We start from the raw sequence: 21,799 nt of genomic DNA on the forward strand, positions 1-21,799 counted from the left end.
CGATACACCGCATCTTTTCAGCGGCGAAAAAAGCTTTGTGCTGAATGCGGCAGAACAGGTTGAGCTTTTCGTTCTAGTAATTTCTGCGCACGATTCACCTGCAGATAAAAACCGAATACAAAAGTGAACCCGCCGCCGTTACAACTATTTTTATGAACGGCCGCCCACCGCACCGCGCAGGCACCGGGCCAGTTCATCCACCACCGGCAATGCGTGCCGCTTGCCGCGATGAAGCAGCCCTATCTCGCGGTAGAAAGTGTCATCTCCGAGCGAAATAGCCCGGACTGAAGGCGGCATCGGCAGGTAAGCCTCCACCATGGGCACCAGCGCCACGCCCAGGCCTTCAGAGACCATATTCATCAGGCCCGCGATCTCGTCAAGCTCAACCGCCTCCTGCACGGTGATACGCGCATCGCGCAGAAAGCGCGACACCTGGCGCCCGCCGAAGGAGGTGCGCTCATAACGCAGGAATGGATTGGACGCCAGGATCTTGCGCCAGTCGCGCCCCTTGACGCTTTCAGGCGCCAGCAGAACGAAAGGCTCGGACACCAAGGCCTGCCAGGCCATCTCGGGCAGGATGCCAAAGGGCGGCCGGATCATGATGGCCGCATCGATCTCGCCCGCATCGAGCTGGTCCATCAGGCGCATGGAAACACCCGGCACGATGTTCACGCGCAGTCTGGGGTGCTTGCGGCGCATGGCCGCCAGCGCCTTGGGCAGCAAGGCCGACTGCGCCGAGGCGATGGCGCCTATGCGCAGCGTGCCGGCCACGTCTTCGTCAGCAGGTGGCTCGCCCAACTTGGCGTACAACGCCACGATTTCTTCGGCCCGCTCCAGGGTCTGGCTGCCGTGGGCATTGAGCACCGCGGTGCGCCGCGTGCGGTCAAACAGAGCAAAGCCCAGCGAGTCCTCCAGCCGCTTGATCTGGCTGCTCACGGCGGACTGGGTCAGGCCAATCCGCTCGCCGGCTGCGGCAAAGCTGCCGTCACGCACCACGGCAATAAAGGTTTTCAGTTCGGTGATCACGGTGGGGCCATCCTCTAATCATCAATATTATTGATACTCAGATTCAATATATATCGTTTTTCAGAATCTCTGAAAAAGCCTAGAGTACGGGTTTCTTCCCTTCTCCTCAGACATTCACCCACGAGACCCCGATGAGCACCACTGCCACCACCCCACAAGCCACCATGCCCCCGTTTCACCTCGCCTTCCCGGTCCACGACCTCGCAGCAGCCCGCAAGTTCTACGGCGAGCTGCTCGGATGTTCGGAAGGCCGCAGTTCGCCGGAATGGGTGGACTTCAACTTCTACGGCCACCAGATCGTCGCCCACCTTGCGCCCGACGAGTGCGGCCACAAAGAGACCAGCGCCGTCGACGGCCACAACGTGCCGGTGCGCCACTTCGGCGCCATCCTGTCGCTGCAGCAGTGGGACACGCTGGCCGCCCGCCTGAAAGCCGGCGGAACGAAATTTGTGATCGAACCCTATGTGCGCTTCAAGGGCGAGCCCGGCGAACAGGCCACGATGTTCTTCCTTGACCCCTCCGGCAACGCCATCGAGTTCAAGGCTTTTGCGTCGCTTGACAATCTGTTCGCCAAGTAAGCCACCTGCCGCGGCCTACGCGGCCCACCGCCCCCAGGCGCTTCGATGAGTTCGGAGCGCCTGGGGGGGGCCATCCCGCACGCTATTAAATCAGTAGCTGCTTACGCCCAAGTCTATTGGGCTGCGGGTCAACTCCCCCCTGAATTTTGCTGAAAACCGGCTCCGGGTTCGCTCACCCCTGGATGCAAGGAAAGCGTTGCATCGCACCGCCATCATCCAGCGCAATCACTTCCGCAGCGGCCTTGCGCCAGGCCGCCACCCGGGCGCAAAGCACTGTGTGATTAATGTCACAGAAATGATGAGCATACTTACTATTTCACCCTGATTTAGGCTGGTTGAACTATATTTATTGCAAACAAAATATTACAAACACGAGATATTTCTATCGAAACTGTACTTAAAAAGTAATCTTTTATGATCATTGGCGTAGAGGGCTTGTCTGCTGCCGAAGTGGGTTTGCTAAGGACGATTCTGAAGCTCAGCACCCAGTTGGTGACCAACTGGAGCCTGAGTGAAGAAGGCCCGTGCGACGTGTTGCTCACGGCGTCCGCCCTCGAGCCCGAGCGGGTCCACGCCGGCCCGCCGGCCCAGATCGTGGTGCCTGTCGTGCGGCGCGGTGAGGGCAACGGCCGCGAATGCCTTGAGCGGCCTTTCAGGGCGGAAGATTTTGTGGCCCTGCTTGGGCGCGTGGGGCCGGCATTGAGAGTCAACACCCCTGCGCCGCAGCCGCACCGTAGCGAGGCGGCCTCCGCATCAGCCACCGCACCGGCCGACAGGCGCGGCCGCCTCAAGCGCTGGCCGCCCTCCTATTTAGTGGGCTCCAGCCGTGAACGGATTCAACTGGCGACGCTACTGTCGCGGCGGTCCCGCTCGGCGCGTGAACTGAGCCTGGTGGCCGGTTACCCCGAGCCGGCATGCAACGCCTTCATGCTCGAGCTTGAAAAGCATGACCTGCTGAACTGGGAAATATCCGAACAGCCCGAACACTCCCTGCCGGCGCCGCCTGCCATGCGCGCCACCTCGGCCTCCGCAGGTGCAGGCCAGGGCGCACCGGGTCTGCTCAGCAGCATCCGCCGCCGCCTGGGCTTGCGCTGGAACAGCCGGAGCGCCGGATGAAGGAATACAAAATCGTTTTCACCGGCACCATGGGTGCGGGAAAAACCACCGCGATCGCGGCCATCAGCGAAACACCACCCGTCGTCACCGATGTGGCCAACAACGACAGCTCGCTGGCCAAAGCCAAAACAACGGTGGGGCTGGATTTCGGGCAGCTGACGCTGGATACCGGCGACAGGTTGCGCCTTTTCGGAACGCCCGGCCAGGCGCGCTTTGATTTCATGTGGCGCATCCTGGCGCAAAACGCGCTGGGCATCATCATCCTGGTCGACAACTCCAGGCCCGACCCGCTGGCCGACCTGGACGCCTACCTCCAGGGCTTTGCCGACGTGCTGGCGCATACGCCCTGCACCGTCGGCGTCGGGCGTATGGACTCACACGCAGAGCCCGGCCTGGACGCCTATTCGGTCCGGCTGGAACAACACGGGCTGGTGCTGCCGGTGCTGGCCGTCGACGTGCGCCAGCGCGAAGACGTGGCGCTGCTGATCGACACCTTGCTGTCGCAGATGGAATCCTCCATGACAGGGAATGAAACAACATGACGATGGTGAACGAAACGGTCCGCAACGCGGCCCAGGACCACGCACGCAGGATGCTTGAAGAAGTGAGCGGTGTGGTGGCGGTGGTGGTGGCCACCACCGACGGCTTTGACATCGCCAGCGCCGTGACGCGCGAGATCGACCCGGTGCGGGTAGCCGCGCTGGCAAGCTCGATCTCGGCCATCGGCGCCGTGGTCTCGCAGGAGGCCCGACTGGGCCGCAGCCGCAGCGTCACCATCAACACGGATGCGGGCTTTGCATTTCTCAGCGCGGTCAACCGCGCGGATGTGGACCTGGTTGTGAACGTCATCGCCAACGAGCACGCCATCCTCGGGCAGGTAGCCTACCGTTCGGGCGAAGTGGCCAGGGCGCTGGAGGCCGCGTGAACACCCAGCACATTTCAACGGTGCTGGCGGACATGGCCCTGACGCCGGGCGTGAAAGCCTGCGCGCTGGTGGATTCGGCCACCGGCATGGTGTATCTCTCCGCCGGCCAGCACCCGCAGATCGACGCCATCGCCGAAGCGGCGAGCGACTACTGGCGCCTGCATGAGCGCAGCGGCAGCCCTTTCGCCAAGCTCGGGCCGCTTCAGGCGATCTCGATGATCCACCGGGACGGCGTCCTGAGCCTGATGCCGTGCGGCAAGGGCATTGTGATGGCCACGCTGTCGGCGCGCATGGCGCTGGACACGGCGGACTGGTTCCGCCAGGTCGGCGAACTCGGCCGGTTGATAGGACAGGGATGAATTCAACGGGCACGGCAGGGGTGGCGCGCATGCCTCTTCCGTACCCTTTAACAGACCATGCGCGCTAGGACTTACTCAAAAATGGCAACCATCAAGCAATCTCTCGACGAACTGTTGACCCTGGACGGAGCGCAATGCGCCGCGGTCGTCGACTCCTCCAGCGGCATGATGCTGGGCTCCGCCGGCACCGGCGTGGACCTGGAAGTGGCCGCCGCAGGCAACACCGAAGTCATGCGCGCCAAGCTCAAGACCATGCGCTCGCTGGGCCTGAACGACGTGATCGAAGACATCCTCATCACGCTGGGCAAGCAATACCACCTGATCCGCCCGCTCTCGCGCAAGGAAGGCGTGTTCATCTATTACGTGCTGGACAAGGCCAAGTCCAACCTGGCCATCGCCCGGCGCAAGATGCAGGACATCGAAAAAGACCTGAGCTTCTAAGGACTCGCCGGCGGCCTGAAGGCAGCGCTTGCACCGCGAGCGATGCTTTTTGGCCCTATCAGTTAGTCACCAAAAACGTATTGCCCGTTTCCTCCTGACAGGCGCCACGGCTGCTGGTGTCTGGCTGACACGCCTAGCGGGTGAACTTCCCGTCCCGCCCCAGGATCATCATGTCGACGGAGCGGCCCGAGCTGTGCTGGGTTGGTGACAGCTCGACGACAAAGCCGCCCAGGTCCACCTTGCCCATGGATTCGAGGCCGCGCACCAGGCTCTCACGTGTGGGCTTGTTGCCGGCGCGCTTCAGGCCTTCGACCAGAAATTTGGCGGAAACAAAACCCTCCATCTGGCTGAAGGTGAAATCCTGAATGCCGGCCTTGCGGGCCAGGGCCTGGAATTCCCGCGACACGGCGATGCCCTGGTTCCACGGTGAGGGCACGACCTGCGACACGACAATGCCACGGGCCCGCTCGCCCAGCGCCGCCACCAGCTGCGCGTTGCTGATCACCGAGAGCATGTAGAAGGTGGAGCGGTGGCCGGCCTTCAGGTAGGCGTCGACAAAATCAATGCTGGGCTTGCCCGCGCTGACGACGATGATGGCTTGCGGGCTGACCTTGGCGATGGTGTCGACCGCCAGGTCTATCTTCGACCTGTCGACCTCCACCGGTGCTTTGGCCACCAGCGAGACGCCACTGGCGGCGGCGGCTTTCTCGACCGATGCCAGGCCGTCCGTGCCGAAGGGGTTGTTGAGGTAGGCCACGGCCACCTTGGTCACGCCGATGGTGGCGAGCTGCTTGACCATGGTCTCCAGCTCGGCGCTGTAACCGGCCTTGATGTTGAAGACATAGGGGCTGAATTTTTTGCGCAGGGCATCCGACCCGGTGAAGGGCGTGATGAAGGGCACGCCGGCTTCTTCGGCGATGGGCACCGCCGCCAGCGCCGGCGGCGTGCCGGCGTACTGGAACAGGGCCAGCACTTTTTCCTGTTCGATGAGCGTGCGGGTGTTCTCGGCCGCCTTCTTCGGGTCGTAGGCATCGTCCAGGGCGATGACCTTGATCTTGCGGCCGCGTATACCGCCGGCCGCGTTGACCTGGTCAAAGTAAAGGCTCGCGCCCTGGCGCACTTCGCTGGACAAGGCGGCCAGCGGCCCGGTGAGCTGGCATGACTGCCCGATCAGGATTTCCGTGTCCGTCGCGCCGGGGCCGGTTTGGGCCGATGCCAGCGAAATGCCGAAGCACAAAAACAAGGACGGGAACAGGCGGGCAAAGGGGCACCCCACCTTCTTGAAGTATGTATGCATGATGTCTCCTCTATCGTTATCGAAATCCGGCCCGGTGGTCCGGGCTCTTTGCGCCGCGCGCAGCAGCTGTGCGCGCTCTGACGGTCTCCCTCGAATCAAGGCGCGGGCAGCGCCACCAAAGGCTTGCCCTTCATCTGGTAAGAGCGGCCGCGGAAAATCGCCACGCGCTCATCCTTCTGGTTGCGGATGTCCACGTCATACACACCGGTGCGGCCGCTGCGGCTGACCTCCGCCGCGCGTGCGGTGAGCACTTCACCGCCATAGACGGGCGCGACGAAGTCGATGCTCAGCGATGAAGCCACGGTCATCTCGTTGTAGGAGTTGCAGGCAAAGGCAAAGGCCGAATCAGCCAGCACGGTGATGTAGCCGCCGTGGCAGGTGTCCAGGCCGTTGAGCATGTCGTCGCGCACGGTCATCTCAAGGTGCGCGGAGCCAGGGCTGATGTGGGTGATGCGCATGCCCAGGCCGCGCGAGGCGCGGTCCCGGGCCATCATGCCGGTGGCCACGGCTTCGGCGATTTGTTGCGGCGTCATGGCCTGGGGCGTGAGGGAGGTTGCTGTCATGTGGTCGTTTTCTTTCTACGGGTGTCCTGGGCTACATGCCTAAATAAGCCTGCCGGATCCGGTCGTCCCTGAGCAGTTCCGCTCCAGGGCCGGACATCACGATGCGGCCCAGCTCCATCACATAACCCTGGTCGGCAATAGAGAGCGCGGCGCGGGCGTTTTGCTCCACCACCAGAATCGTGATGCCCTGCTCGCGCAGCTTCTGGATCAGCTGGAAGATCTCGCGCACCATCAGCGGCGCCAGCCCCATGCTGGGCTCGTCGAGCAGCAACAGCTTGGGTGAAGCCATCAGTGCGCGCGCCATGGCCAGCATCTGCTGCTGCCCGCCAGACAGCGTGCCTGCGGGCAAGCCGCGCTTGTCTTTGAGGATGGGGAAGAGCTCGTACATCGAAACCAGGCTTTCGGCCATTTCAGCCCGGCTTCGGGTGAAGGCGCCCAGTTTCAGGTTGTCCTCCACCGTCATGGGTGCGAACACCTGTCGGCCTTCAGGCACCTGGTTGATGCCCATGCGCACGCGCTGGCTGGCGCCCATGCGGCTGATGTCTTGCTGCATGAAGCCGATGTCGCCACCGCTCACGGGCTGAACGCCAGAGATGGCGCGCAGCAGTGTTGTCTTGCCCGCACCGTTGGCGCCGACCAGTGCGACCAGCTGGCCTGCGCCCACAGACAGGTTCACACCATGCAAGGCCTGGATGCGGCCGTAGTGGCTGGTCAGCGACTTGACCGACAGCAGGGACTCCGCTTGCAGCGCTTGCTGCGTGGGCAGTTGGGTGAGGGTTGCAGTCATTATGCGAATGCCTTCTTCGGTTCGGCCTGCGTGTGTGCCGGCTCCTCTACCTCGGCGCCCAGGTAGGCGGCGATCACCTCGGGGTTGGAGCGCATTTCTTCCGGTGTGCCTTCAGCGAGTTTTTTGCCGTAGTTCAACACCGTGATGGTGTTGGAGATGCGCATCACCAGCGGCATGTCATGCTCAACCAGCAAGACCGTCAAGCCCTGGTCGGCCAGGCGCCGTATCAGTTGCCCCACTTCGGCGGTTTCAGTCGGGTTCAGCCCGGCGGCGGGTTCGTCCATCAGCACCATGCGGGGGCGTGTCATAAGGGCGCGCGCAATCTCCAGCCGCTTGAGCGCGCCATAAGGCATCTGGCTCGCATGCGCGTCCGCAAACGCTGCAATGCCCACTTGCGCCATGGCCTCCAGCGCCTCGGTGCGGCAGGCCTTGTCAGCCACGCGCAGGCCGGGCAAAGACAGCAGCCCGGCCAGCAAGCCGGTGTTTTGCCGCAGGTGCGCGCCCACCATGACGTTCTCCACCGCACTCATGTTCATGCACACCTGAAGATTCTGGAAGGTGCGTGCCATGCCGCGCCCCGGCAGCTTTTGCGGTGCGAGGCCGGTGATGTCTTTCGTCTCGAATGCCACCTGGCCCGAGGTTGGCGTGTACATGCCGGTGATGAGGTTAATCAGTGTGGTCTTGCCGGCGCCGTTGGGGCCTATCAGCGAATGGACAGTGCCCTGTTGCACCTCAAAGCTCATGTCCTGCACCGCATGCAGGCCGCCGAATACCTTGTTCAGCGATTTGACTTCCAGCAAATTCATGCGGCACCCCGGCGCAGCCTGGCGCGCAAAGTCGGCACCACACCCTTGGGCAGGAAGATCATGCTGGTCATCAGCACCAGCCCAAAGGCCACGGTCTCCCAGCCTTCGAGCGTCGAGAGAAATTGCGGCAGCAGCGTCAGCAACACGGCCCCCACGATGGAGCCGAACACGGACGCCATGCCGCCCAGCACCACCATGGTCACCAGCTCGATGGAATGGTGAAAGCCGGCAATGCCGGGTGTGATGAAGCCGACATAGTGAGCGCTCAGGCTGCCCATGACGCTGGCGATCACGGCGGACAGCACAAACACGCGTATCTTCATCGCCGTCACGTCCACACCGACGGCAAAGGCTGCGATCTCGGAGCCATGAATGGCCTGCAGCGCGCGGCCTCCGGGGGCATTGATCAGGTTGATCGCCGTCCACGCCATGAGCAGCAGCGCCAGGGCGCACACTGCATACCAGCTCTTTTCGCCGCTCACCTCCCAGCCGAACAGAACGAGCGCAGGCACGGCCATGCCGTCAGGCCCGCCGGTAAAAGCCGATTCATTGGTGAGCACGATCATGATGATGATGCCCAGCCCCAAAGTCGCCATGGCCAGGTAGTGGCCTTTGAGGCGCAGCACAGGCCGGGCCACCAGCAAGGCCAGAAGCGCCGTCGCGCCGGCGGCAGCCACCAGGGCCAGCGCGGAAGGCCAGCCGTAGCGCGACGTGAGAATGGCCGAGGCATAAGCGCCCAGGCCAAAAAAGCCCGCATGACCCAGGCTGATCTGCCCGGTGTAGCCGATCAGCAGGTTCAGGCCGATGGCGACCACGGCGTTGATGGCGATGCGGATGGCGACGTCGTAATAAAAGGTGTTGGGCAACACCAGTGGCAGGCACAGCAGCACAGCCGCCAGCGCGAGCAGGCCCAGGGTGGAAGAAGAGAGTTTGTTCATGCGATGCTTTTCAGTTCGGCTTCAAATCGGCTTCAAATCGGGTTCAAACCCGGTCCGTCGTCTTGGCGCCAAACAATCCGCTGGGCATAAAAAACAGCACCAGCAAAATCAGCACAAAAGGCATGGCGTCTTTGTAGGCAGACGAGATGTAGCCGGCCGTCATGGCCTCCAGAATGCCCAGCAGCAGGCCGCCCACCACCGCGCCCATGCCGCTGCCCAGCCCGCCCAGCGTGGCAGCGACAAAGCCTTTGAGGCCCAGCATGATGCCGACGTCATACGAGGTGTAGGTGATGGGGGCCAGCAGAATTCCGCCCACCGCACCCAGCGCGCCCGACAGCACAAAAGACAGCAGCAGAACCGATTTGGTGTTGATGCCCACCAGCTCGGCCGCCAGTGTGTTGTGCGAAGTGGCAAGCATGGCCTTGCCCAAACGGGTGTAGCCAAAAAACCAGCCCAGGGCCGCAACCACCACCGTCGCCACACCCATCACCCACAGGCTTTGCGGCAGCAAGGTGGCGCCGGCGATGACAAAAGGCTTTTCGCCCGAGAAAGCGCCCAGCGCATGCGTGCCCTTGCCCAGAAAGACCTGCACCAGGCCCCGCACTACCAGCGAGGCACCTATGGTGATGATGATGAGCGGCACCACGTCCGCCTTGCCTGCGGGCTCGATGGCGAATTTCTCGATCAGCGCAGCGACGGCGCCCGCCACCGCAATCGCCAGCACGATGGCCACCGACAGCGGAATCCCCAGGCCCGTCAGCGCCACCGCCGACATGCCGCCCAGCATGATGAACTCGCCCTGCGCGAAGTTGATCACCCGGCTGGCGTTGTAAATGATGGCAAAGCCCAGCGCCGCCAGCGCATAGGTCGCGCCGACGGTGAGGCCCGAGAACAGGAACTGGAGAAATTCAGCAAGCATGGCGGGCTTACTTCAGCAGCGACCAGCCGCCGTTTTTGACTTCCACCATCCGGAAGGCGCTCAGGTCCAGGCCCATGTGGTCGGTGGCCGACATGTTGAACTGGCCGGTCGTGCCCATAAAGCCGCGTGTTTTCTCAATCGCGTTGCGCAGCGCTTCCTTGTTGGTGCCGCCCGTGGTCTTGACGGCATGCAGGCCCAGCATCAGCGCATCCAGCGCGTAGCCGCCGAAAGTGGAGGGCTCGTCCTTGTACTGCTTCCAGTAGGTTGCGGCATAGCTGGTGACCAGCGGGCGCTGCGGGTCATTGGCGGCCAGCGAATTGGCCACCAGCAGCGCTGGCGAAGGCATGCGCACACCTTCGGCCGCCGGGCCGGCAAGCTTGAGGAATTCATTGGAGGCCACGCCGTGCGACTGGTACAGCGGCAGTTTCATACCCAGCTGGGCGGCGTTTTTGGTGACGACCGCGGGCCCCTGCCCCAGGCCGAAGACCAGCAAGGCCTGGATGCCGGGGACGCCGCGGATTTTGGTTAGCTGCGCGGTGGTGTCGGTGTCTTTGGGGCCGTAGGTTTCATCGGCCACCAGCGTGATGCCGTACTTTTGCGCGACGAGTTTGGTTTCTTTCGCGCCGGACTGGCCAAAGCCGCTGGTCTCGCTCAGCAGGCCGACTTTGGCGAAGCCGCGCTTTTTCATGTCTTCAAAGACTTTCTCGGCGGCCATGCGGTCGGTGTGGGGTGTCTTGAAGATCCATTTCTTGACCGGCTCCACCACCACCACGGCGCCCGACAGCGAGATCAGCGGAATGCCGGCTTTCTCCACCAGCGGAGCCATCGCCATGGTGGCGCCGGTGGTGGTTCCCGCGATCAGGAAGTCCACCTTGTCGTCGTCGATCAGGCGCTTGGCAAAGCCGTTGGCCTTGCCGGCTTCCGATGCGTCGTCGTAATGCACCATCTCAAGCTTGCGGCCCAACACGCCGCCCTCCTGGTTGATTTGCGCGATGTAGGTCTGCAGCGTCTTGAGCTGAGGGTCGCCCAGGTAGCCCGCCGGGCCGGTGGTGGACAACACCGCGCCGATGCGTATGGGTTCCTTGTTCTGTGCGAAGGCAGGCAGGGCCAGTGCGGCCGTCCACACGGCGGCCAGTGCAATCAGGGTACGTTTGTTCATGTTTGTCTCCTCAGGTTTTAAAAATGACGAAGCGAAAAAGGGGCGCATGGGTGACTAGTTCTTCGGGCGCTTGTCGATGACGCGGCGCGACTTGCCGGTCTGCGTGCGTTCGATGGCGTCGGGCGGAAGCACCGTGACCCGCGTGCTGATGCCCACCATGGTCTTGATGCGCTGCTGCAGCCAGCGGCTGATGTCGGCCACATCGCTGGCGGGCATGGCGGCTTCCGCGGGCTGCAGCTCCGTCAGCACTTCAACTTCGTCCAGATTGCCGTCGCGGGTGACCACCACCTGGTAGAGCGGCGACAGCTTGCCGTGCTTCAACACCAGCTCTTCAATCTGTGTGGGGAACACGTTCACACCGCGGATGATCAGCATGTCGTCCGAGCGGCCCACGATCTTGCCCATGCGGCGGAAGGCGCGCGAGGTAGGCGGCAGCAGGCGCGTGAGGTCGCGCGTGCGGTAGCGGATCACGGGGAAGGCCTCTTTGGTGAGCGAGGTGAACACCAGTTCGCCCTCTTCGCCATCGGGCAGCAGCTCGCCGGTTTCAGGGTGGATGATTTCGGGATAGAAGTGGTCTTCCCAGATCACCGGGCCGTCTTTGGACTCTATGCATTCACTGGCCACGCCCGGGCCCATCACTTCAGACAGGCCGTAGATGTCGACGGCATCGATGCCAGCGTTGGTCTCGATCTCGCGGCGCATGGCTTCCGTCCACGGCTCCGCACCAAAGATGCCGATCTTCAGCGAGGTGCTGCGCGGGTCCACGCCCTGGCGCACAAACTCCTCCACGATGACCTGCATGTAAGAAGGCGTCACCATGATGATGCGGGGCTTGAAGTCCTGGATCAGCTGCACCTGCTTTTCGGTTTGCCCGCCCGACATCGGGATCACGGTGCAGCCCAGGCGCTCGGCGCCGTAATGCGCACCCAGCCCGCCGGTGAAAAGGCCGTAGCCGTAAGCGACATGAAGGATGTCCCCGGCGCGGCCGCCCGCAGCACGGATGGAACGGGCTACCAGGTCGGCCCAGTGGCTGATGTCGTTGGCGGTGTAGCCCACCACCGTGGGCTTGCCGGTGGTGCCCGACGAGGCATGGATGCGCGAGATCTGCGACTGCGGCACGGCAAACATGCCGAAGGGGTAGTTGTCGCGCAGGTCCTTTTTGGTGGTGAAGGGAAACTTCGCCAGGTCCTTGAGTTCTTTCAGGTCATCGGGGTGCACGCCCCTGGCGTCAAAGGCCTTGCGGTAGTGCGGCACGTTCTGGTAGACGTGGTTCAGCGTGGCCTTGAGCCGCTGGAGCTGCAGCGCGGTGATCTCGTCACGGCTGGCGCGCTCAATCGGGTCAAGCAGTTCGGTGGGCGTGGTGTGGGCGGGCATCGCGGGTCTCCGTTGTATTTATGTGTTCCGTCTGGGCGGCTTCAGCGCCCGGAAAATTCAGGCGCTCGTTTTTCGGTGAAGGCGCTCACGCCTTCGGCATAGTCCTGGCTGTAACCCAGCTCGCGCTGCGCGTCGCGCTCCAGGTCTAGCTGCTGGTCCAGCGTGTGGGTGGCGGCAGCGTCTATCGCCTGCTTGGTACGGACCAGGCCTCGCGTGGGGCCGGTGGCCAGTTTGCGGGCGACGGCGTTCACTTCCGCTTCAAAGTCGGCAGCAGGCACGCACTTCCAGATCAGCCCCCAGTCAGCCGCCTGCTGCGCGCTCAAGGCATCGCCCAGCAAGGCCAGGCCCAGGGCGCGCGCGCGGCCCACCAGGTGCGGCAAGGCCCAGGTTCCACCGGCATCGGGCACCAGGCCCAGCTTGCAGAAAGGCTGCACAAAATTGGCTGTCTGCACGGCAATCACGATGTCGCAGGCCAGCGCGATGTTGGCACCCGCACCGGCGGCCACACCGTTGACCGCACAGACCACGGGCTTGGGCATGGCGCGCAGGCGTCGCACCAGCGGGGCGTAATACTTTTCAATCGACTCGCCCAGGTCGGGCCTGGCGCCCCCTGACCCGGCTGAAACGGCACGGTCGCCCAGATCCTGGCCGGCGCAAAACCCGCGGCCCGCGCCGGTGAGCACCAGGGCGCGCACCTGCGAGTCTGCCGCGGCGGCGTCCAGCGCGTGCTGCACTTCCAGGTGCATGGCGACGGTGAAGCTGTTGAGCTTGTCGGGGCGATTGAACGTCAGGCGCGCCAGCCCATCATCAACGCCGTAAATGATGTTCTGGTAGGTCATGCGAGGTTCCGTCACGTTGACGCGTCAGATATGAAAGCGCCGCTGCACGACACGAAAGCGGTTGGCCACAAAGGCCGAGTCGGTGTAGGAAGCGTTGGCCGAAGGGTTGCCGCCCGTGCCGTGGTAGTCCGAAAAGCCCGCCGACTGGTTGACGAAGATATTGCTCGTCAGATTGATCGACAGCGCGACCTTGCTGCGCCAGGTGGCCTGCACCATGGCGTCAAGCACCTCGGGGCGTGTGGAGTAGATGCCCGCCGTCAGCGCGCCGTGGTCCTGCACGATGCGCTCGGACAGCGCGATGGCCGACTTCGCGTCGGCGGCCCGCACCACAAAACTGATCGGGCCGAAGCGCTCTTCCATGTAGGCTTTTTCGTCGCTGGCATCGCACTTGAGCAAGGTGGGTGTGTGCACCTCGGCGTTGGGGAACTCGGGGTTGCTGAGTTTGCGGGAAGGCAGCACCACATCGGCGTACTGCGGTGATTCGGCGATGCGTCTGACCGTGTCTTCCGACTGGATCGCACCCAGGACGGCGTTGGCGATCTTGGGGTCGGCCACAAAGTCGGCAATCGCCGTGCCCAGGTCGGCGGCCACTTCGTCAAAACTCTTGTGGCCTTCGTCGGTATCGATGCCACCGGCGGGAACAATGATGGCCTGCGTGGTGGTGCACATCTGGCCGGAGTACAGCGACAGGGTAAAGGCCAGGTTCTTCAGCATGGCGCGGTAAGCGTCTGTCGATTCGATCACCACGTTGTTCACACCCGCCAGCTCGGCGTAGACCTGCGCCTGTTTGCAGTTCTCCATCAGCCAGGCACCGAAATGGTTGCTGCCGGTGAAGTCGACCGACTTCACATCGGCGTGCGTGGCGAGGATCTGCGTCGCGCTGCGCTCCGGCGTTACGGCCAGGGTGATGATGTTGGGGTCCATGCCGTTTTCAGCCAGCACCTGACGGATCACCGCCACCGTGATGGCGGCCGGCAGGATGGCGTTGCCGTGCGGCTTGACGATGACCGGGTTGCCGGTGGCCAGCGAGGCAAACACGCCGGGGTAAGTGTTCCAGGTCGGGAAGGTGCCGCAGCCGATCACCAGCGCAACGCCGCGCCCCACCACTTCAAAATGTTTTTGCATGCGCAGCGGTGCGTTTTTGCCTTGCGGCTTTTCCCACACCACCTCACGCGGAATGGCAGCCTGCTCGCGCCATGCGGCCGCCACCGCTTCCAGGCCGCGGTCCTGGGCATGCGGGCCACCCGCCTGGAAGGCCATCATCCAGCCCTGGCCGGTGGTCATCATGACGGCGTGGCTGATCTCAAAGCTGCGCTTGTTCAGGCGCTCGAGTGCTTCCATCAGGATGCCGGTGCGCCCGTCGGCGCCCAGCCGGCCCCAGGCGGGCATGGCCGCCAGCGCCGCGTCGACCAAAGCCTGCGGGTCGCAGACCGGATAGCTCACATTCAACGAGACGCCATAGGGTGAACGCTCGCCGCCGTACACGCCGGTCTGCCCCGGCTGGTTCAGCTCAAACACCTTGCCCAGCAGCGCATCAAAAGCCTGCTTGCCGGCCTCGGCGGCGGTTTCACCATAGACCTTGGGGCTGGGTTGCTCGCTGTAGGGGCTCCAATAACTGCGCGTCGCAAGGGCTTGCACGGCCTGGTCGAGCAGGGGCCGGTGTTTTTCAAACAGGGATTGGCTCATGGATAGTCTTCGGGAAGTTGGTGATGGTTGATCGGTTCAGATGTGTGCGTGGTCTTCGTCAAAGTCGATCACCAGCTTGTCGGTGACGGGGTAGCTCTGGCAGCACAGCACAAAGCCGCGCGCGACTTCGTAGTCTTCGAGTGCGAAGTTGATGTCCATGTCGACCTCGCCCTGGACCACTTTGGCGCGGCAGGTCGAGCAGACACCGCCCTTGCAGGAATAAGGCATCTCCAGCCCGGCCTTGAGTCCCGCATCAACCACGTTGTCCTGGTTTTTCTTCATGACAAAGCTGCGCCGCGTGCCGTCGAGCACGATCTCGACTTCACACGTGTCGTGGCCCTGGACAGGTGCGCGCGGGGCACGCTCCTTGCCGGTGTGGGTGTTGGTGCCGAAGAGCTCGACCTTGATGCGCGACTTGTCCAGGCCTTTGTCTTGCAGCGCTTTGGATGCCGCCAGCATCATGTCTTCGGGGCCGCAGATAAAGGCGGTGTCGATGCTCGCCGGGTCTATCCAGTGGGTGAGCAGCTGGCTGCATTTTTCGTAATCGATGCGGCCGCTGAACAGCGGGATCTCCTGCGACTCGCGGCTCATGATCCAGACCAGGTTGAAGCGGCCCAGGTAGCGGTCTTTGAGGTCTTCCAGCTCTTCCTTGAACATGACGCCGCTGGACGAACGGTTGCCGTAGACCAGCGTCACGCTGGTGTGCGGCTCGGCCAGCAGCGTGGTCTTGATGATGGACAGCACCGGCGTAATGCCGCTGCCCGAGGCAAAGGCCACGATATGGCGCGCCGATTGCGGCGCCAGGGGGATATGGAAGTGACCTTGCGGCGGCATCACGTCGATGCTCGTTCCGGGCAGCAGGTTCTCTGCGGCCCAGTTGGAGAAAGCACCGCCGGCGACACGCTTGATGGCCACGCGCAGGCGCTTGTCTTGCACAGCCGAGCAGATGGAGTAGGAGCGGCGCAGCTCCTGCCCGTCGATGGCGGTGCGCAGCGTCAGGTACTGGCCCTGCGTATAGGCAAACGCCTCGTGCAGATGCTCCGGCACGGCGAAGCAGACAGCCACGGCGTCCCGCGTGACGGGCTGGACCTCGCTGATGCTGAGTGAATGAAATTGGGGTGTGGCCACGGTGTAGTCAGTGCGGTTTGAAATAGTCGAAGGGCTCCAGGCAGTCGCTGCACTGGTAAAGCGCCTTGCAGGCGGTGGAGCCGAACTGGGACAGCAGGCGCGTCTTGCGCGATGCGCACCTTGGGCACGGCACGGTGCTGCGGTGTGGCATGAGCGCGGTGATGTCGATGACCTGGCTATTGGCGCCGCCGGGCGCGCGAAGGACCGGTGGCGCAATGCCGTAACCGCGCAGGGCCTCGCGGCCCTTGGGTGTCATCCAGTCGGTCGTCCAGGCGGGTGACAACTGGGTTCGCACCTGCACCTCGCCCACGCCATGGGCTTGCAGCGCCTCACGGATCGAGTCGGCAATCACTTCTGTCGCGGGGCAGCCGGAATAGGTGGGCGTCACGGTCACGACCCAACCCAGGGTTTCGGCCTGCTGCTGCACGTCGCGCACGATGCCGAGGTCCACCACCGACACCACGGGCACTTCCGGGTCCATCACCTCGCCCAGCCACTCCAGCACCATTTCGCGCGTGGCGTGCGGGGCGGCGACGTTCAGCAGCGCGGCGCTCACCACTGGGCTCCGGGGTAGGCGCGCTGCACAAATTGCAGCGAAGTCAGCAAGTGGCCCAGGTGTTCGGAATGCCTGCCCTGCTTGCCGCCGCGCTGGTGGCCGGTGTAGGCCGGCATGGCCAGTGTGGCGCGGTTCAGCACCGCCTCGACGCTGGCATGCCAGGGCGCGCTCAGGCTGGACGCCACAGGGGCAATGCCTTCAGCCGCGCATTGCGCATCGACCGCATCAGATTCAAACCATTCGTTGGTATAGGGCCAGAGCTTGTTCACCGCTTCCTGCATCCGGTCGTGGCTCAGCTCGGTGCCGTCGCCCAGGGCGATCATCAAGCCGGCGCTACGTTCGACGTGGTAGCGCACTTCTTTCACGGCCTTCTGCGCGATCTCGGCGATGCGCGGGTCGCTGGATTGGCACAGCCCCGCCAGCAGGTGCTGGTGCCAGGCGTCAAACAGGAACTGGCGCGCCACGGTGTTGCCGTAGTGGCCGTTGGGTTGCTCGACCAGCAGCAGGTTGCGAAAGTCGGGGCCGTCGCGGCCATAGGCCAGCGCATCTTCGTCGCGGCCCAGCCCCTCGACTTCACCTGCATACGTCAGCCACAGCCGGGCCTGCCCCAGCAAGTCCAGCGCCACATTGGTCAGCGCCAGGTCTTCTTCCAGGGCCGGGCCATGGCCGCACCACGCCGCCAGCTGCTGCGATAGCACCAGGCAGTTGTCGCCCAGGCGAAGCAGGTATTGAAACTTGGAGTCCATGCGCACCGGCCTCAGATGTGCTTCACGCCGTCGGGCGTCGGGTAGAAGGTCGGGTGGCGGTAGGTCTTGGTTTGCGCCGGGTCAAACAAGGCTTCTTTGTCGCCCGGGCTGCTGGCAATGATGTCGGCCGCGCGCACCACCCAGATGCTCACGCCTTCGTTGCGCCGGGTGTAGACGTCCCTCGCGTGCTGTACCGCACTGGCGCCGTCCACTGCATGGAGGCTGCCCACATGCTTGTGCGCCAGGCCGTGCTGGCTGCGGATAAAGATTTCCCACAGCGGCCACTCGTTTCGCACGGTCTGCACGGGCTGTGCTGGCTTTGCAGTCGATTCGTTGTTCTGGGCCATCTCAGGCAGCCTCTTGATGTTGGGCGGTTTCGTGTTTGGCTGCATGCGCGCTCATCGCTTCGCGAAACCAGGCGCCGTCGTTCCACGCCTTGTTGCGCGCGGCGAGCCGTTCTTCATTGCAGGGGCCTTTGCCTTTAACGACGGCAAAAAACTCTTCCCAGTCGATTTCGCTGTAGTCATAGTGGCCGCGCTCCTCGTTCCACTTCAGGTTTTCGTCTGGCAGCTCCAGCCCCAGGAATTCGATTTGCGGCACCGTCTGGTCGATAAATCTCTGGCGCAGCTCGTCATTGCTGTTTTGCTTGATCTTCCAGGCCATGGACTGCGCGCTGTTGGCGGACTGCTCGTCGGCCGGGCCGTGCATGGCCAGAGAGGGCTCCCACCAGCGGTTGAGCGCATCCTGCGCCATGGCTTTTTGCTCGGGTGTGCCCCGGCACAGCGTGAGCATGATGTCAAAACCCTGGCGCTGGTGAAACGATTCTTCCTTGCAGACCCGCACCATGGCGCGCGCATAAGGGCCGTAAGAGCAACGGCACAGCGGTATCTGGTTCACGATGGCCGAGCCGTCGACCAACCAGCCGATGGCGCCGATGTCGGCCCAGGTGAGCGTGGGGTAGTTGAAGATGCTGGAGTACTTGGCCTTGCCCGAGAGCAGGTCGAGGTAAGTCTGGTCGCGCGTCACGCCCAGCGTTTCGACCGCGCTATATAAATAGAGCCCGTGGCCGGCTTCGTCCTGCACCTTGGCCATGAGGATGGCCTTGCGCTTGAGTGTGGGCGCGCGGGTGATCCAGTTGGACTCGGGCAGCATGCCCACATATTCAGAGTGCGCGTGCTGCGATATCTGGCGCACCAGGGTTTTGCGGTAGGCCTCGGGCATCCAGTCCTTGGCTTCCGTCTTGATGCCCGCATTGATTCTTTCCTGGAATGCGCGCTCTTGCGGCTCCATCTCGTCCAGGGTCTTGACGGCTTTTGCGCCCGTATCCACCAGTTGTGCGTACATGCCAAGCTCCGTTTGTCTTGAAATTCGTCGTGAGTTCGTGAGGTTTGATGGGCGGATGTTAGTGATACAGAATGACTCATACAATCGGATTTTGTGTATCACTTCTGTTCGGGTAAACCATGCGCCGCAGAATTTCAAACGACCAGATTTCAGCCAAAATCGCCCGCGTGCGACGCGGCCTGGTGCTGCGCGCCAATTCGCTCCTCATCACGATCTACGGTGACGCCATCGCGCCGCGCAACCAGTCGGTCTGGCTGGGCAGCCTGATCACCTTGATGGAGCCTTTCGGCCTGTCGTCCAGGCTGGTGCGCACCAGCGCGTTCCGGCTGACCGCGGACGACTGGTTCACCGCTACGCGCCTGGGCCGGCGCAGCTTTTATGGCCTGTCTGACACGGGGCAGCAGCGGGTTCAGCACGCCGACAGGCGCATTTACGAATTTGACCTGCCGGCCTGGGACGGTCACTGGACGCTGGCGCTGCTGGACCTGAAGATGCGCGCCAGCGCACGGCAGCATTTGCGGCGCGAGCTGCTGTGGGAGGGCTTCGGGCAGGTCTTGCCCAATCTGTATGCGCACCCGCATGCCGACCCGCTGTCGCTCCAGGAAATCCTCAAGGCGGCCAAGGCCGAAGACCAGGTTGCCGTGCTGCAGGCGTCCAGCATTGAAGGCTATTCACGCAAGCCCCTGCAGGCCATCATGCGCGACACCTTCAAGCTGATGGAGGTGGAGCTGGCCTGGAAGCAGTTCATCGCACGGTTTGCGCCGGTGGTGGAAGACCTTCCGGACCTGAGCCAGGCCGAGGCTTTTTTTGTACGCACCCTGCTCATTCATGAATACCGCCGGGTGCTGCTGCGCGACCCTAACTTGCCTGAGGCCTTGCTGCCTGCGGACTGGCCCGGCATACAGGCGAAGGCTTTGTGCGAAACGCTTTACCGCGGTTTGCTGGGCAGCAGCGAAAGTTTTCTGCATGCGCTGGTGGAAACCTCCGACGGCGCACTCATGACAACGCCGGCATCGATTGCGCGAAGGCTGGCTTGAACCCGGCCCAAAGCGCAAGACATGGGGGTATTGATAATCCCCAGGCGACTCCCCAACCTTGAAGGCCGCATGAAATACCGCCCCAGCTCTCTTTTTGCCAATGCCGTCTTCGTTTTGTCTGTGGCATTGCTGGTGGCCCTGGGCGCGTGGTACCTGGCCGAGGATGCGCAGCCCTCTTCCGCCAGCTTGCACCTGACGCAAGCCGAGTGGCAGGTGTCGAATGCGCCGGAATACAGCGCGCCGCCGCTCACGGTGGACAGCAAAACCCTGGCGGGCAGCTGGCAGCAAGCCGGGCTGCCGCAGGCCTTGCCGGCCGCAGGCGATGCCGCCGGGGCCATCCAGACCACCTGGGTCAGGCTGTCCACACAGGGGCAGCCCCAGGCCTCCGGGCCGCTGGCGCTTTATGGCGCCCGCATCAAGGTTGAAGGCACGGTCGCGGTGTATGCCAATGGCCGGCTGGTGCACCGGGTGCAGCCGCAAGGCCAGTTGTGGAACAGCCTGTTCACCCCGTTCTGGCTGGTGCTGGACAAGCGCGCCGACGACGCGCCTCTGACCGAGATACTCCTGCGCCTCGAACACTCGCCCTCGACCCGCGTGGGTGTGTCGTCGCTATGGCTGGGCCCGCCCGAGGCCTTGCGCGGGCGCTACTACGCGCGCCAGTGGCTGCAACGCGAACTGCCCGCCACGCTGAGCGCCGCCTTTCTGGTGGTCGGCATCTTTGCGCTGTTTGTGTGGATCAAGCGCCGCCAGGAAACCGACTACCTGCTGTTTTTCAATCTCGCCGCTGTCTCGTTTGCAGGGCATCTGCACTACTACGTGGGCCTACCCATCATCGTGGACTGGTTTGCCTGGCTGACCAGCAACGCCCTGTTCTGGCTGGTGACGGTGCTTCACTTGTTCCTTCGCCAGTTGCACGGCCGCCCGCTTACCTGGCTGACGCGCGCTGTGGTCGGTGTGACGGTGCTGGTCAGCGTGCTGACGCTGCCCGCGCTGGCGGTGTTACCAGTGTTCCCGAGCACCTCTGCCCTGGTTCCGATGATGTATGCGGTGGTCGTGTTGATGGCCGCAACCGTCTGCCTGGTGGGCGGCGTCAGCGCCTGGCGCCGCTCCAGCGAAGGGCGCATGCTGGCCCTGGGGCTGGGCGTATGCACCTTGCTGGGCGTGCCCGACTGGCTGCTGCACAACAACGTCATCAGCCCCGAAGGCTGGTTTCTGGGGGCCTATACCAACGCCGTGACCTTCGCCATGTTCGGCTCGCTGATGTACTACCGGTATGTCAGCGCCATCGGCAAGGTCGAGCAGCTCAACGCCAGCCTGTCGCAACTCAACGCCGGCCTCGAGCTGCGTTTGAAGGCGCGCGAAACTGAACTGGAGATCAGTTACCAGCGGCTGCGCGAGGCCGAGACGCGGCAGACCATCAGCGACGAGCGCCAGCGCCTGATGCAGGACATGCACGACGGCCTGGGCTCTTATCTCATCAGCGCCATCCGATCCGTGGAGCGTGGCGATATGAGCGACCTGAAGGTTTCGCAAATCCTCAAGGACTGCCTGGACGACCTGAAGCTGACCATCGACTCGATGGAGCCGGTCGAAGCCGACCTGCTGCTTTTGCTGGCCACACTGCGCTTTCGGCTGGAGCCGCGGCTGGAAGGCACAGGCGTCGCCCTGCTGTGGGAAGTGAAGGAGTTGCCCACACTGGCATGGCTGGACCCGTCCAGTGCGCTGCACATTCTGCGCATCGTGCAAGAGACCATCGCCAACATCCTGCGCCACACCCGCGCCAGCGAAATCCGCGTCAGCACCGCACTGGCCAGCACCGGTGTGCAGGTGACGATTGAAGACAACGGCCAAGGGTTTGATGTCGACAAGGCTCTAGGCGCCGCCGCAGGGCGCGGCCTGCATAACCAGCAGCGCCGCGCACAGGCCGTGGACGGCAACGTGAGCTGGAAGTCGGGGCCTGCGGGCACGCAATTCATGCTGTGGCTGCCGCTAAAGCGCGTAGGCCAGCCATTTCCAGCGGGCTGAGCGCGCCAGCTGACCCGCTTTGCGCACCTGGGCGCACCCTCACCGGGTCGCAGCTTCGCCCCGCCGCTGCATTCCTTTCAGACACACCGGCAGCCCCTCAACCCGCACTTGAAGAGCGCTGTCTTTTTCAGGGCGCTCCACCCTTGCCTG

General features: G+C 63.5%; 24 protein-coding genes. 8 read left to right on the forward strand and 16 right to left on the reverse strand.

What is annotated here, in order from left to right; translation table 11 throughout:
* Positions 1-150: 150 nt before the first annotated feature.
* Positions 151-1,026 carry a LysR family transcriptional regulator gene (locus BM408_RS09630; protein WP_092129338.1) on the reverse strand — a complete coding sequence of 292 codons (876 nt, stop codon included), beginning with the start codon at positions 1,024-1,026 and terminating at the stop codon, positions 151-153.
* Positions 1,027-1,157: 131 nt separating this feature from the next.
* Between BM408_RS09630 and BM408_RS09635 the strand changes: the two genes are divergently transcribed.
* The 6 genes from BM408_RS09635 to BM408_RS09660 all read left to right on the forward strand — a co-directional run bounded on the left by BM408_RS09635 (position 1,158) and on the right by BM408_RS09660 (position 4,445).
* Positions 1,158-1,604, forward strand: a complete 447-nt coding sequence (locus BM408_RS09635) for a VOC family protein (protein ID WP_175541740.1) — start codon at positions 1,158-1,160, stop codon at positions 1,602-1,604.
* A gap of 414 nt (positions 1,605-2,018) precedes the next feature.
* Positions 2,019-2,720 (forward strand): hypothetical protein, encoded by a 702-nt coding sequence (locus BM408_RS09640; protein WP_092129340.1) that lies wholly within the window; start codon positions 2,019-2,021, stop codon positions 2,718-2,720.
* Positions 2,717-3,262, forward strand: coding sequence for a GTP-binding protein (locus tag BM408_RS09645; RefSeq protein ID WP_092129342.1), 546 nt, complete (start codon positions 2,717-2,719; stop codon positions 3,260-3,262). Before BM408_RS09640 ends, BM408_RS09645 begins: the two co-directional genes overlap by 4 nt.
* Positions 3,259-3,645, forward strand: coding sequence for a roadblock/LC7 domain-containing protein (locus BM408_RS09650; RefSeq protein WP_092129344.1), 387 nt, complete (start codon positions 3,259-3,261; stop codon positions 3,643-3,645). The genes BM408_RS09645 and BM408_RS09650 overlap by 4 nt, the downstream gene beginning before the upstream one ends.
* The gene (locus tag BM408_RS09655) at positions 3,642-4,004 is read left to right on the forward strand and encodes a roadblock/LC7 domain-containing protein (protein ID WP_092129346.1); all 363 of its coding nucleotides are present in this window, start codon (positions 3,642-3,644) and stop codon (positions 4,002-4,004) included. The genes BM408_RS09650 and BM408_RS09655 overlap by 4 nt, the downstream gene beginning before the upstream one ends.
* Positions 4,005-4,085: 81 nt before the next feature.
* A complete protein-coding gene (locus tag BM408_RS09660; RefSeq protein WP_092129348.1) occupies positions 4,086-4,445 on the forward strand; it encodes a hypothetical protein in 360 nt (119 codons plus the stop codon).
* A gap of 133 nt (positions 4,446-4,578) precedes the next feature.
* Here BM408_RS09660 and BM408_RS09665 read toward each other — a convergent pair whose 3' ends face one another.
* From BM408_RS09665 to paaA, 15 genes are all read right to left on the reverse strand, one after another.
* Positions 4,579-5,742 carry an ABC transporter substrate-binding protein gene (locus BM408_RS09665; protein WP_092129350.1) on the reverse strand — a complete coding sequence of 388 codons (1,164 nt, stop codon included), beginning with the start codon at positions 5,740-5,742 and terminating at the stop codon, positions 4,579-4,581.
* Positions 5,743-5,837: 95 nt separating this feature from the next.
* Positions 5,838-6,305 (reverse strand): hydroxyphenylacetyl-CoA thioesterase PaaI, encoded by a 468-nt coding sequence (paaI, locus tag BM408_RS09670; protein ID WP_254774755.1) that lies wholly within the window; start codon positions 6,303-6,305, stop codon positions 5,838-5,840.
* 31 nt (positions 6,306-6,336) lie between these two features.
* The gene (locus BM408_RS09675) at positions 6,337-7,092 is read right to left on the reverse strand and encodes an ABC transporter ATP-binding protein (RefSeq protein WP_092129352.1); all 756 of its coding nucleotides are present in this window, start codon (positions 7,090-7,092) and stop codon (positions 6,337-6,339) included.
* Positions 7,092-7,898 (reverse strand): ABC transporter ATP-binding protein, encoded by an 807-nt coding sequence (locus BM408_RS09680; protein ID WP_175541741.1) that lies wholly within the window; start codon positions 7,896-7,898, stop codon positions 7,092-7,094. Before BM408_RS09680 ends, BM408_RS09675 begins: the two co-directional genes overlap by 1 nt.
* Positions 7,895-8,836, reverse strand: a complete 942-nt coding sequence (locus BM408_RS09685; protein WP_092129354.1) for a branched-chain amino acid ABC transporter permease — start codon at positions 8,834-8,836, stop codon at positions 7,895-7,897. The genes BM408_RS09680 and BM408_RS09685 overlap by 4 nt, the downstream gene beginning before the upstream one ends.
* 43 nt (positions 8,837-8,879) lie before the next feature.
* Complete coding sequence (locus BM408_RS09690) at positions 8,880-9,755, reverse strand: branched-chain amino acid ABC transporter permease (protein WP_092129356.1); 876 nt, start codon at positions 9,753-9,755, stop codon at positions 8,880-8,882.
* 7 nt (positions 9,756-9,762) lie between these two features.
* Positions 9,763-10,914, reverse strand: a complete 1,152-nt coding sequence (locus BM408_RS09695) for an ABC transporter substrate-binding protein (protein WP_092129359.1) — start codon at positions 10,912-10,914, stop codon at positions 9,763-9,765.
* Between the two features lie 54 nt (positions 10,915-10,968).
* Positions 10,969-12,288 (reverse strand): phenylacetate--CoA ligase PaaK, encoded by a 1,320-nt coding sequence (gene paaK / locus BM408_RS09700; protein WP_092129361.1) that lies wholly within the window; start codon positions 12,286-12,288, stop codon positions 10,969-10,971.
* 41 nt (positions 12,289-12,329) lie between these two features.
* Positions 12,330-13,127: a 2-(1,2-epoxy-1,2-dihydrophenyl)acetyl-CoA isomerase PaaG gene (gene paaG / locus BM408_RS09705; protein WP_092129363.1), complete on the reverse strand. Its 798-nt coding sequence runs from the start codon at positions 13,125-13,127 to the stop codon at positions 12,330-12,332.
* Positions 13,128-13,151: 24 nt separating this feature from the next.
* Positions 13,152-14,813, reverse strand: coding sequence for a phenylacetic acid degradation protein PaaN (gene paaN, locus BM408_RS09710; RefSeq protein ID WP_092129365.1), 1,662 nt, complete (start codon positions 14,811-14,813; stop codon positions 13,152-13,154).
* Between the two features lie 36 nt (positions 14,814-14,849).
* The gene (paaE, locus tag BM408_RS09715) at positions 14,850-15,941 is read right to left on the reverse strand and encodes a 1,2-phenylacetyl-CoA epoxidase subunit PaaE (RefSeq protein ID WP_092129367.1); all 1,092 of its coding nucleotides are present in this window, start codon (positions 15,939-15,941) and stop codon (positions 14,850-14,852) included.
* Positions 15,942-15,948: 7 nt separating this feature from the next.
* Positions 15,949-16,449, reverse strand: a complete 501-nt coding sequence (paaD, locus tag BM408_RS09720) for a 1,2-phenylacetyl-CoA epoxidase subunit PaaD (protein WP_092129556.1) — start codon at positions 16,447-16,449, stop codon at positions 15,949-15,951.
* 44 nt (positions 16,450-16,493) lie between these two features.
* Positions 16,494-17,243, reverse strand: coding sequence for a 1,2-phenylacetyl-CoA epoxidase subunit PaaC (paaC, locus tag BM408_RS09725; protein ID WP_092129369.1), 750 nt, complete (start codon positions 17,241-17,243; stop codon positions 16,494-16,496).
* An 11-nt stretch (positions 17,244-17,254) separates the two neighbouring features.
* On the reverse strand, positions 17,255-17,539 hold the full coding sequence (gene paaB, locus BM408_RS09730; RefSeq protein ID WP_092129558.1) for a 1,2-phenylacetyl-CoA epoxidase subunit PaaB: 285 nt from the start codon (positions 17,537-17,539) through the stop codon (positions 17,255-17,257).
* Positions 17,540-17,591: 52 nt separating this feature from the next.
* Entirely contained in the window at positions 17,592-18,587 is a 996-nt protein-coding gene (paaA, locus tag BM408_RS09735; protein ID WP_092129371.1) for a 1,2-phenylacetyl-CoA epoxidase subunit PaaA, read from the reverse strand.
* Positions 18,588-18,706: 119 nt separating this feature from the next.
* Between paaA and paaX the strand changes: the two genes are divergently transcribed.
* Positions 18,707-19,624, forward strand: a complete 918-nt coding sequence (gene paaX / locus BM408_RS09740) for a phenylacetic acid degradation operon negative regulatory protein PaaX (protein ID WP_092129373.1) — start codon at positions 18,707-18,709, stop codon at positions 19,622-19,624.
* 69 nt (positions 19,625-19,693) lie between these two features.
* Positions 19,694-21,649, forward strand: coding sequence for a sensor histidine kinase (locus BM408_RS09745; protein ID WP_092129375.1), 1,956 nt, complete (start codon positions 19,694-19,696; stop codon positions 21,647-21,649).
* The last annotated feature ends 150 nt before the right edge of the window (positions 21,650-21,799 follow it).

Source organism: Polaromonas sp. YR568 (assembly GCF_900116715.1).
Lineage (GTDB): Bacteria > Pseudomonadota > Gammaproteobacteria > Burkholderiales > Burkholderiaceae_C > Polaromonas.

Bases quoted from the DNA above. Each gene is read 5' to 3' on its own strand.
- BM408_RS09680 (WP_175541741.1), bottom strand. From the start codon at position 7,898: ATGAATTTGCTGGAAGTCAAATCGCTGAACAAGGTATTCGGCGGCCTG.
- paaI (WP_254774755.1), bottom strand. From the start codon at position 6,305: ATGACAGCAACCTCCCTCACGCCCCAGGCCATGACGCCGCAACAAATC.
- BM408_RS09665 (WP_092129350.1), bottom strand. From the start codon at position 5,742: ATGCATACATACTTCAAGAAGGTGGGGTGCCCCTTTGCCCGCCTGTTC.
- paaX (WP_092129373.1), top strand. From the start codon at position 18,707: ATGCGCCGCAGAATTTCAAACGACCAGATTTCAGCCAAAATCGCCCGC.
- BM408_RS09745 (WP_092129375.1), top strand. From the start codon at position 19,694: ATGAAATACCGCCCCAGCTCTCTTTTTGCCAATGCCGTCTTCGTTTTG.
- BM408_RS09695 (WP_092129359.1), bottom strand. From the start codon at position 10,914: ATGAACAAACGTACCCTGATTGCACTGGCCGCCGTGTGGACGGCCGCA.
- BM408_RS09640 (WP_092129340.1), top strand. From the start codon at position 2,019: ATGATCATTGGCGTAGAGGGCTTGTCTGCTGCCGAAGTGGGTTTGCTA.
- BM408_RS09650 (WP_092129344.1), top strand. From the start codon at position 3,259: ATGACGATGGTGAACGAAACGGTCCGCAACGCGGCCCAGGACCACGCA.
- BM408_RS09675 (WP_092129352.1), bottom strand. From the start codon at position 7,092: ATGACTGCAACCCTCACCCAACTGCCCACGCAGCAAGCGCTGCAAGCG.
- BM408_RS09660 (WP_092129348.1), top strand. From the start codon at position 4,086: ATGGCAACCATCAAGCAATCTCTCGACGAACTGTTGACCCTGGACGGA.
- BM408_RS09685 (WP_092129354.1), bottom strand. From the start codon at position 8,836: ATGAACAAACTCTCTTCTTCCACCCTGGGCCTGCTCGCGCTGGCGGCT.
- paaD (WP_092129556.1), bottom strand. From the start codon at position 16,449: ATGGTGCTGGAGTGGCTGGGCGAGGTGATGGACCCGGAAGTGCCCGTG.
- paaK (WP_092129361.1), bottom strand. From the start codon at position 12,288: ATGCCCGCCCACACCACGCCCACCGAACTGCTTGACCCGATTGAGCGC.
- BM408_RS09690 (WP_092129356.1), bottom strand. From the start codon at position 9,755: ATGCTTGCTGAATTTCTCCAGTTCCTGTTCTCGGGCCTCACCGTCGGC.
- paaC (WP_092129369.1), bottom strand. From the start codon at position 17,243: ATGGACTCCAAGTTTCAATACCTGCTTCGCCTGGGCGACAACTGCCTG.
- paaG (WP_092129363.1), bottom strand. From the start codon at position 13,127: ATGACCTACCAGAACATCATTTACGGCGTTGATGATGGGCTGGCGCGC.
- BM408_RS09645 (WP_092129342.1), top strand. From the start codon at position 2,717: ATGAAGGAATACAAAATCGTTTTCACCGGCACCATGGGTGCGGGAAAA.
- BM408_RS09635 (WP_175541740.1), top strand. From the start codon at position 1,158: ATGAGCACCACTGCCACCACCCCACAAGCCACCATGCCCCCGTTTCAC.
- paaA (WP_092129371.1), bottom strand. From the start codon at position 18,587: ATGTACGCACAACTGGTGGATACGGGCGCAAAAGCCGTCAAGACCCTG.
- paaN (WP_092129365.1), bottom strand. From the start codon at position 14,813: ATGAGCCAATCCCTGTTTGAAAAACACCGGCCCCTGCTCGACCAGGCC.